This window comes from Aerococcus sp. L_32, assembly GCF_050689315.1.
Genome location: NZ_JBOEQF010000275.1, coordinates 1 through 2,805, shown reverse-complemented (window position 1 = coordinate 2,805; position 2,805 = coordinate 1). Strand labels below are relative to the sequence as shown.

Annotated in this window: 5 protein-coding genes and 1 other annotated feature; of the genes, 4 read left to right on the top strand and 1 reads right to left on the bottom strand. The window is 38.3% G+C overall.

The features are described 5' to 3' along the window. Nucleotides 1–182 (bottom strand): PhoU domain-containing protein (locus ACRCJ0_RS11675; RefSeq protein ID WP_431390521.1); only part of this gene is annotated, 182 nt, incomplete at its 3' end. Nucleotides 183–454: 272 nt separating this feature from the next. On the opposite strand from ACRCJ0_RS11675, the gene rplK reads away from it, so the two are divergent. The 4 genes from rplK to rplL all read left to right on the top strand — a co-directional run. After that, nucleotides 455–880: a 50S ribosomal protein L11 gene (gene rplK / locus ACRCJ0_RS11670; RefSeq protein WP_029315747.1), complete on the top strand. Its 426-nt coding sequence runs from the start codon at nucleotides 455–457 to the stop codon at nucleotides 878–880. Between the two features lie 99 nt (nucleotides 881–979). Next, nucleotides 980–1,669: a 50S ribosomal protein L1 gene (gene rplA, locus ACRCJ0_RS11665; protein WP_016897302.1), complete on the top strand. Its 690-nt coding sequence runs from the start codon at nucleotides 980–982 to the stop codon at nucleotides 1,667–1,669. Between the two features lie 54 nt (nucleotides 1,670–1,723). Beyond that, nucleotides 1,724–1,861 (top strand) — a sequence feature (ribosomal protein L10 leader region). A gap of 33 nt (nucleotides 1,862–1,894) precedes the next feature. Continuing rightward, nucleotides 1,895–2,398, top strand: coding sequence for a 50S ribosomal protein L10 (gene rplJ, locus ACRCJ0_RS11660; RefSeq protein ID WP_016897303.1), 504 nt, complete (start codon nucleotides 1,895–1,897; stop codon nucleotides 2,396–2,398). A 56-nt stretch (nucleotides 2,399–2,454) separates the two neighbouring features. Continuing rightward, nucleotides 2,455–2,805: 50S ribosomal protein L7/L12 (rplL, locus tag ACRCJ0_RS11655; RefSeq protein WP_431390520.1), on the top strand; the 351-nt coding region annotated here is incomplete at its 3' end.

Sequence of the window (2,805 nt, the reverse complement as noted above, 5' to 3'; positions counted from 1 at the left end):
TCTAGCTTGTTAATCTCAGCATCGCTTTCAATGACAGTTTGTGCGCCATTGTGGTCATTGGTTTTTAATGCTTGGAAAGATCGTTCTAACATAGCCGCCGTACCAAATCCAAGTTTTGCGTGCATACCCTCCAAAGTCTTTAGTTGGTCATCGTAAAATTTTCTTACTGGACGTTCCATCATTATCACTCCTTTGCAATGTACTTTTTCCTTATCAAGGATACAGTTTACCATATTTTGTCGGTCTTGTCATCTAGTAAATATTGCTAAGTAGGTAATGTAACCCTTTACAAAACTTTTGCATCATTTACTTATAAAGTATAGCATATTTAAAAAAACTCTTGCAATAACTAAAGATGTATGGTTAAATAGGTTATTGTGTGTAGACACATGTAGTGGGAGGAGGAATCTCAACTCCATTAAACCACAACGCGAAAAACAAGGAGGAATGTTTCGTGGCTAAAAAAGTACAACAAATCGTAAAATTACAAATTGAAGCTGGTAAAGCAAGTCCAGCTCCTCCAGTAGGTCCTGCATTAGGTCAAGCTGGTGTGAACATCATGGGATTCACTAAAGAATTCAACGCGCGTACACAAGATCAAATGGGTATGATTATCCCTGTAGTGATCACTGTATTCGAAGATCGTTCATTTACATTCATTACTAAAACACCACCAGCTGCAGTATTATTGAAAAAAGCTGCTGGCGTTGCTAAAGGTTCTGGCGAACCTAACAAAAATAAAGTCGCTACCGTAACTCGCGACCAAGTTCGTGAAATTGCAGAAACAAAAATGGAAGACTTGAACGCTGCAGATGTAGAAGCTGCTATGCGTATGGTTGAAGGTACTGCACGTTCAATGGGCTTTGTAGTAGAAGGCTAATTGTCACACTGTAATACAAGAAACTCATACGCCACAAATCGATAGTGATTTGTGAGTGGGAGGATTATCCGCTAAAACCACATAGGAGGAATATATATAATGGCTAAACAAACTAAAAACCAAAAAGCTGTTTTCGAAAAAATCGAAAAAAATAAAAAATATGCTTTATCTGAAGCAATTGAATTGTTAAAAGAAGTAGACTACGCTAAATTTGATGGATCAGTTGAAGTTGCATACCGTTTAGGTATCGACACTAAGAAAAATGACCAACAAATCCGTGGTGCTATGGTATTACCTAACGGTACTGGTAAAGACCAAACTGTATTGGTTTTTGCTAAAGGTGAAAAAGCGCAAGAAGCTAAAGACGCTGGTGCTGACTACGTTGGTGATGACGAGTTCATCCAAAAAATCCAAGGTGGCTGGTTCGACTTCGACGTGATCGTTGCGACTCCAGACATGATGGGTCAAATTGGTCGTTTAGGTCGTGTATTAGGTCCTAAAGGCTTAATGCCAAACCCTAAAACTGGTACTGTAACACAAGATGTTACTAAAGCAGTTCAAGACATCAAAGCTGGTCAAGTTGCTTACCGTGCTGATAGCGCTGGTAACTTACACTTACCTGTTGGTAAAGTATCATTTACTGCAGATGCATTAGCTGAAAACGTAAAAGCTGTTCAAGAAATGGTATTACGTGTGAAACCTGCATCATCTAAAGGTACATACATCAAAAACTTAGCAATTACATCTACTATGGGTCCTGGTATCCAAGTTGATGTTTCATCAATCTAAGATCTATTTAAAATAATACTTGACCCACTTATACTATTCTGTTAGTATAAGTGAGGTTATTTATATAGCTTACCGAAGACAGTTGGCGGCTTTGCCTTAATTTTGCCAACCGAGGGAGATACGTTGTTCACTACTAGATGGTGAACTTTATCCTCTATGTCTTCAGTGACATAGAGTTTTTTTATTTAAAAAAACTCTAATAAAATCAGTGGAGGTGAAATATAAGTGAGTGAACAAGCAATTGCTAAAAAACAACAAGAAGTAAATGAAGTCGTTGAGAAAATGAACGCTGCAAATTCTTTAGTTGTGGTTGACTACTTAGGATTATCAGTAGCAGAAGTGACTGAATTACGTAAACAATTACGTGAAGCGGGCGTTGAGTTTAAAGTTATCAAAAACACAATCATGCGTCGTGCTTTAGATTCTCAAGAGTTAGAATACCATGAAGAAGTTTTCCAAGGCCCTACAGCTGTAGCGTTTGGTATGGAAGACGCAGTTGCCCCAGCTAAGATTCTTTCTGATTTTGCTAAAAAAGCAGAAGCGTTAGAACTTAAAGGTGGTATCTTAGAAGGTGAAGTGCTTTCTAAAGAAGAAATTCAACAAATTGCGAAATTGCCAAACCGCGAAGGTCTACTTTCAATGCTATTATCAGTATTGCAAGCTCCTGTCCGCAACGTGGCATACGCTGTCAAAGCTGTTGCAGATGCAAAAGGCGAAGACGCAGCGTAATTTATTACCAATTTAATCATACAAAACAAACTATTTAAAAACGGAGGAATTTTATAATGGCTTTAAACATTGAACAAATCATTGCTGATTTAAAAGAATCAACAATTTTAGAATTAGCTGACTTAGTATCAGCAATCGAAGAAGAATTCGGCGTATCTGCTGCTGCTCCTGTAGCTGCTGCTGGTGCTGCTGCTGGTGAAGCTGCTGAAGAAAAAACTGAATTTGACGTAGAATTAACTTCTGCTGGTTCAGCTAAAATTAAAGTAATCAAAGCTGTACGTGAAGCTACTGGTTTAGGCTTGAAAGAAGCTAAAGCATTAGTAGACGGCGCTCCAGCGATCGTTAAAGAAGCATTACCTGCTGAAGAAGCAGAAGCTTTAAAAGCTGCTATCGAAGAAGCTGGCGGT

What these genes read in the sequence shown, in the direction of transcription:
- rplA (WP_016897302.1), top strand. Translation starts at nt 980, where the DNA reads ATGGCTAAACAAACTAAAAACCAAAAAGCTGTTTTCGAAAAAATCGAA.